The 5,729-nt window shown below is 73.7% G+C and carries 5 protein-coding genes; all 5 read right to left on the minus strand.

Going from position 1 to position 5,729, the window contains the following annotated elements; all coding sequences use genetic code 11:
* Window positions 1-45: 45 nt before the first annotated feature.
* The gene (locus tag ACTIDRAF_RS0223980; RefSeq protein ID WP_016701223.1) at window positions 46-1,020 is read right to left on the minus strand and encodes a siderophore ABC transporter substrate-binding protein; all 975 of its coding nucleotides are present in this window, start codon (window positions 1,018-1,020) and stop codon (window positions 46-48) included.
* A 421-nt stretch (window positions 1,021-1,441) separates the two neighbouring features.
* Window positions 1,442-3,262 (minus strand): condensation domain-containing protein, encoded by a 1,821-nt coding sequence (locus tag ACTIDRAF_RS0223985; RefSeq protein ID WP_016701224.1) that lies wholly within the window; start codon window positions 3,260-3,262, stop codon window positions 1,442-1,444.
* A 500-nt stretch (window positions 3,263-3,762) separates the two neighbouring features.
* Window positions 3,763-4,017, minus strand: coding sequence for a phosphopantetheine-binding protein (locus ACTIDRAF_RS0223990; RefSeq protein ID WP_030106720.1), 255 nt, complete (start codon window positions 4,015-4,017; stop codon window positions 3,763-3,765).
* Entirely contained in the window at window positions 4,014-5,012 is a 999-nt protein-coding gene (locus ACTIDRAF_RS0223995) for an acyl-CoA dehydrogenase family protein (RefSeq protein WP_016701226.1), read from the minus strand. The genes ACTIDRAF_RS0223990 and ACTIDRAF_RS0223995 overlap by 4 nt, the downstream gene beginning before the upstream one ends.
* A partial coding sequence (locus ACTIDRAF_RS32235) for a glycosyltransferase family protein (RefSeq protein WP_016701227.1) occupies window positions 5,009-5,729 on the minus strand: 721 nt, incomplete at its 5' end. The genes ACTIDRAF_RS0223995 and ACTIDRAF_RS32235, both read right to left, overlap by 4 nt.

Raw genomic sequence — 5,729 nt, forward strand, 5'->3', positions numbered from 1 at the left:
GTGCGCGTGGACCGGAACGGTCCACGCGCACCCGCCTCCGGCCCCTTACTCGGCGTCGGCGAACGCGGTCGCGACCGCGTCGAAGAGGGTCGTGTACGCCTGGATGCCCTCGTCGAGGTAGAAGCCGGGTTCGAGGTAGATGACCTGGCCCTTGCGCACGGCCGGCACGTTCGCGAGCGCCTCGGAACCCTCGATCAGCTCGGCGGCCGGGACGTAGCCCTCCTCGTCGAAGGTGGCGTCGCGGTCGAGGACGACCAGCCACTCCGGGTTCGCCTGCGCGATGGCCTCGACGCTGATGTCGTCGCCGTGGGTGCTGTCCTCCGCGGCCTGCTCGATGCCGGGGACGAGGTCGAGCGTGGGGAACAGCAGGCCGACTCCCCGCCCCGAGCCGGGCGCGGCGTAGGAGATGTCACCGCCGGAGGTGATCAGGCCCACGACGGTGTCGGTGCCGTTGTAGGCGTCCGCCGCGGCGGTGATCGCGGTGTCGAGCTCGTCGACGATCGCGGCCGCGTCGTCCTCGCGGTCGAAGATCTGGCCGAGGATCTCGACCTGGCGCCGCAGCTCGGCGACCTGGTCCTCGCCGTCCCGCGCGTTGATCTCGACGGTGCGGGGCTGGATGTCCTTGAGGTCCTCGTAGACCGAGGCGAAGCGGTACCCGCCGATGACCAGGTCGGGGTCGGCCTCGATCACCGCCTCCAGGTTGGGCTCGCGGTGGGAGCCGACGTCCAGGACGGACGGATCGTCGGACAGGTCGGGCCACAGGTCGTGCATCAGCGGCTTCGGCACCGCCGCGACGTCGACGTCCCAGTCGCTGAGGGTCTGGAACGTCGTGTTGTCCAGTGCGACCAGCCGCCGGGGGTTGACCGGGACCTCGATCTCGCCGTGGTTGTCGACAACGGTGACCACGTCCACGTCATCGGAGGTCTCCTCGGGCGGTGCCGCGCAGCTGGCGAGGACCAGCGCCGCCGCTGACACCGCCCCCAGAACTCCCAGGGGTCGACGGCTGAACATGGTGGGCATAGAGGACTCCCGTGTCTGCTGTGGCGCACCTGAACGGATCGCAGGTGCCGGTCGCTCCCCGGATGACGGCGGGGCAACCCGGCGGCAGCCTAGGCTAGCCTTACCTAGGTAAGTCAAACCTAACTCCTGGGAGATCCGCCACACGCCGGCGAACGCGGGTCGGGGCCCGCCAGGCCGACCCGCGCCGCCCGGCCAGGCTGGTCGGGGGAGGGCGGGGCGCGAACCGGTCGATCAGCGACCCGCTCCCGTCTCGGAGGTCGCGGTCCGAACCGGTCGGCCGTTCCGGGCGGCGGGTTCCGAGACGGTTCCCCGTCACCGCGTCGCCCCGTCGCTGCGTCGGCCCCGTGGGGGCCGGGGGTGGCCGGTCGGTGGCCGGCCACCTCGTCATCCCGTCCGGCCACCGAGGCGACCCGTGGCCCGCTCAGCTCCCCGATCGTCGGAGCGCGCCGCCGAGTTCGGCGATGGGCCGGTGCGAGCAGAGGTCCTGCCAGGTCAGTCCGGTCCACCCGGCGAGGGTGGCACGGTGCAGGATCGCCGGTACCGAGGTGAACGTGCCCCCGGCTGCCAGGTAGCTGCTGGTGCCATCGACCGGTCCTGGTGGGAGGTAGGCCCGCAGGATCTCGACGAGGGCATCCCGCTCGGGGGAGGGCGGTCGGGGGTGGTGCGGGGCGGTGGTGTCCCAGTGGATGTGGAAGCGGTCCGGGACGGCGAAGCCGGGCAGGTCGAGTTGGGACGTCGCGGCCGCGCGGAGGTCGGCCTCCGTGGTGGCCGGGGGTGTGGTGACCTCCGCGATGAGGGTCGCGGTGGGGCCGGCGCCGGCGACGCGGACGGTGGCCCGGTGCACGAGGTCCAGTGCGACGAGTCCCGCCTGGACCACCTGGGGGTTGACCCAGCGGTGGTGGGACAGGGGGATCAGGTGGGGTGCCGCGGCCGGGCGGGGCACGGGCGAGGGGGCGCGCCCGGAACGCAGGGTCCTCGCCACGTGGTCCAGGAACCGGTGGACGAGGGGGCCGCCCTCGGCGGTCAGGCCCACATGCGCCAACAGGGTGATCCGCAGGGTCTCCCGGAGCCGCCAGACGGTGACGGCCAGGTACTCGACGGCGTGGTGTTCGGAGTCCTCCACGCTGATCCCCGCCACGGGCGCGGGCAGGCCCACCCGGTCGGCCGGTCGTCCTTCGACGAAGTTGTAGTTGATCGTCGGGACGATGCTGACCCCCCGTTCCCGGGACACCCGGTGCGACTCCTCCACCACGCCCTGGTCGCCGTGCCCGCCGTTGCGCAACGCCACCAGCGTGCGGTGCCACAACGTCGCCGCCGCCTCGCGGAGGTCGTCCGGCAGGCCCCACCCGGGCACCAACGAGGTCGTGGGTTGGTAGCAGACGACCGAGCCGTGCGGTTCGGACGGACCCCCGTGATCGGTGAGCAGGCGCCACAACGTCGCCGAGTCCTGGGGGAGGAGGAACCCCGACGCCGAGGTCACCGCCGCCAGGACGATCGCCGAGGCCGGTATCCCCCACCGCCGGGAGTGCCCGTCGAGGTGGCCCAGCAGCTCCGGGGAGTCGAGGTCGCCTCGCAGTCCCCGCCGCTGGCTCCCCGGCGGGACGCGGGAGGAGAAGTCGGCGGTGAAGGGGGTGTTGGGCAGGGTCAGGAGCAGCTCCCGGACGTGGCGCCGGTGCCGCTGGTCGGCGAGCCGGCCGCGCTCGCCGTCCTCGGCGGCCCGCAGGCGGTCCGGACCGATCGCCGGCGGCCAGGCCGGGGGTAGGGGCCGGCCGGCCGTCAGGGCTTCCACCGCCGTGGTCAGCTCCTCGCTGATCACCGCGCGGCCACGACGCCCGGCGGCGACGTGGTGGAGCAGGCAGATCAGCACGATGTCGCCCTCGGCGGTGGCGACGAGCAGCCAGCGCGCGGGCCAGTGCCGGGCGTGGTCGAAGGGGGCGGTGCGGTGTTCCTCGACGAGGGCGTCGAGGTCGGCGGGGTCGAGGGGGCCGTGGTGGTGGATGGTCGGGGTGGTGTCGGGGGGTGCGATGACGTGGTGGAGGTGCCCGTCCTGGCCGGGGACGACGGTGCCGCGCAGGGCGGTGTGCCGGGCGGTGAGCATCCGGACGGCCCGTTCCAGGTGGTGGGCGCGCACGGGGGAGGTGAAGCTCCAGCGGAGGTCGGCGAACACCTCGCTCGGCGGGGAGTGCTGGAAGATCACCAGCGAGGTCAGTTGCGCTGAGGTCAGCCGGTGTGCGTGGGGCACGGTCGTGTCCTTCCTCGGTCCGGTGCGACGAGCCGTCCGACGGGCGCGTCTCCCGGCCGTGACGTCCTCGGATCGTTCGGGGCCCGTGCTGGGCGGACCGCGCCTCACCGCCGACCCCGCGCGGTCCGCTCGTGCCACCCCGGTGTTCCGGTCTCCCGCCCCTCGGCGCCTCCCCGCCGCCTGGTCCCGGGCTGGCCGCGACGGCGACGAACCGGGACGCCCGTCCCGGGCGGCCGGCCAGGGGCCGGCCCGGTACCGGGGCACGCCACCGCCGGTGTCCTGCCTCCCCGCCGCCAGGTCGTCCGGCGCGCCACCACCCGTGCCGCCACCGCATCCAGCGCGGGCGGCGCACCCGGGCCGGCGATACCGGTCACGATCGGCGCGCGGGTTCCCCGCCGGGTGATCCCACGTGAGCGGCGGGGCACCACCCGGTCTGATCCCCACCCGGGGACCGGGTCACCGGAACCTCGGCGGCGCCGGCACCAGCGGTTGACCCCGGATCAGCCCGAGCCGTCCCGAAGACCAGCGAGGACCACCCACAGCGACTCCGCCGTCCCGAACGTCTCGGCCGTCAACGCCTCGTCCGGGAACTCCACCTCGAACTCCTGCTCCAGGTCGACGAGCAGGCCGACCGTGGACATCGAGTCCAGGCCCAGGTCGATGAGACGCCGGTCCCCCAGCAGCGGGTCGTCGGCGGGCAACAACGGCAGGTACTGGCGTACCAGCGCCTCGAACTCGGCGGGCCAGCCGGTCATCGGCACACACTCCTCGGATCGGGCCCGAGCGTGGTCACCGTGGGCTCGAGCAGGCACAGCGCCCCACTGGACGTCAGCAACGCGGCGTCGTCGTGGTTGAGCGAGGCGGAGCGCAGGTCGCGCACCAGCCGCTCCAACGGCGGACGGGAGCCCCGCAGGTAGCCCGCGCGCAACCCCGCCAGTTCGACCATCTCGTTCGCGGCCGCGTAGGTCTCCTCGGCCGCGAGGACCTTGAGCGTGTTCAGGTGGATCTGGCAGGACGCGCCCGCCAGCGACGACCCCCGCTCATGGGCCCCGAGCACCTCGTCCAACACGCCCGACAGGTAGCCCCCGACGGCCTCCAGCCGAACGCGGACGCGGGCCACCCGGTGCCGCACCAACTCCGACCTCGGGTCCGCCCGGACCCCGTCAGTGCGGCGGATCCGGCGCACCAGCTCCCCGAAGGCGCCCCGTGCCGCCCCGAGCCACGCCGCGCTCCACCCCAGGTGGGCGACCGGGGCGAAGGACTCGACCGCGATGTCGGCGAAACCACCGGGAACCCCGAGGACCTGCCCGTCGGGCACCCGACCGGACACCGTCAGGCCGACGTTCTCCACTCCACGCATCCCCAGCGACGCCCACGGTGGTCCCGCCGTCACCTCGACCTGATCGCGGTCGGCGTAGACCAGGCTGACCTGCCGAGGGGTGGCGTCGGGAGCGGCGCGCATCGTCACGAGGAAACCGTCGGCGTGGCGGCCACCGGTGACCACCGGCGCCTCCCGCCGCACCACGTGGTGCTCCCCGTCCGGCACGAGTTCCTGATCGCAGGTGAGCAGACCCGACGAGCCGAGCTCGGTGGTGATCGAGGCGAGGTACGTCCCGCCGGAGGCGACCCGGGGCAACAGGTGAGCGCGGAGTTCACGACCGGCGTGCCGCACGATCGCGTCCACCTGTTGGCAGTGCATGGCGTACACCAGGGCGCTGGACAGGCATCCCTCCGCGATCCGGGACGTCACCGCGACCAGGTCGCGCAGGTCACCGCCGAGCCCGCCGTGGTCACGTTCATCAGCCAGTGCAGCGGTACCACCGCCGCCAGGAACCGGGCACCACCATGGCCGAGGGCGGCGCGGAACAGCGCGCGGTCGCAGAACGCGAACGCGGCGAGCAGGGTGAGCGGAACCCCGGCGCCCGGCCAGCCCAGCACCAGCGGAAGGGGGGCGGTCGCCAGGGACAGCGCGGCGGTACCGACCGCCGCCGGCCGGTAGGCCGTGTCCCGGGTCGACGGCCGCGCCCCACCCGGCCGGGCGAAGAGGGCCACCAGCGGCACCGACCGCACGAACTGCTTGCGCAGCAGGACGCCCAGCCGGTCGTCGTCATCGTGCCGGCCGAGGATCTCGGGGCTCAACACGATCCGGGAGACCTCGGCCATCCGGGCCCCGTACTCGACGTCCTCGGTGGAGCGCAGGTCCTCGTCCAACGGACCGACCTGGTCGAACACCGACCGGCGGATGGCGCCCAGCGAGAAGAACGCCGCACGCACGTCCCCGGCGCACCGGCGGCGCCAGAAGTGGCCGTGGAACACCTTGTACCGTTCCACGGCGCCGTCGTCGACCAGCGGCCGGGCGTCGTAGATGCCGCACACCGACCCGACGTCGGGGTCGCGCCGCAGCAGCTCCACGGCGGTGGCCAGCGCGTCGGGAGCGAGTTCCACGTCGGAGTCCAGGAAGAAGAGC

The sequence above is a fragment of the Actinoalloteichus spitiensis RMV-1378 genome (genome assembly GCF_000239155.1).
GTDB classification, from domain to species: Bacteria; Actinomycetota; Actinomycetes; order Mycobacteriales; family Pseudonocardiaceae; genus Actinoalloteichus_B; species Actinoalloteichus_B spitiensis.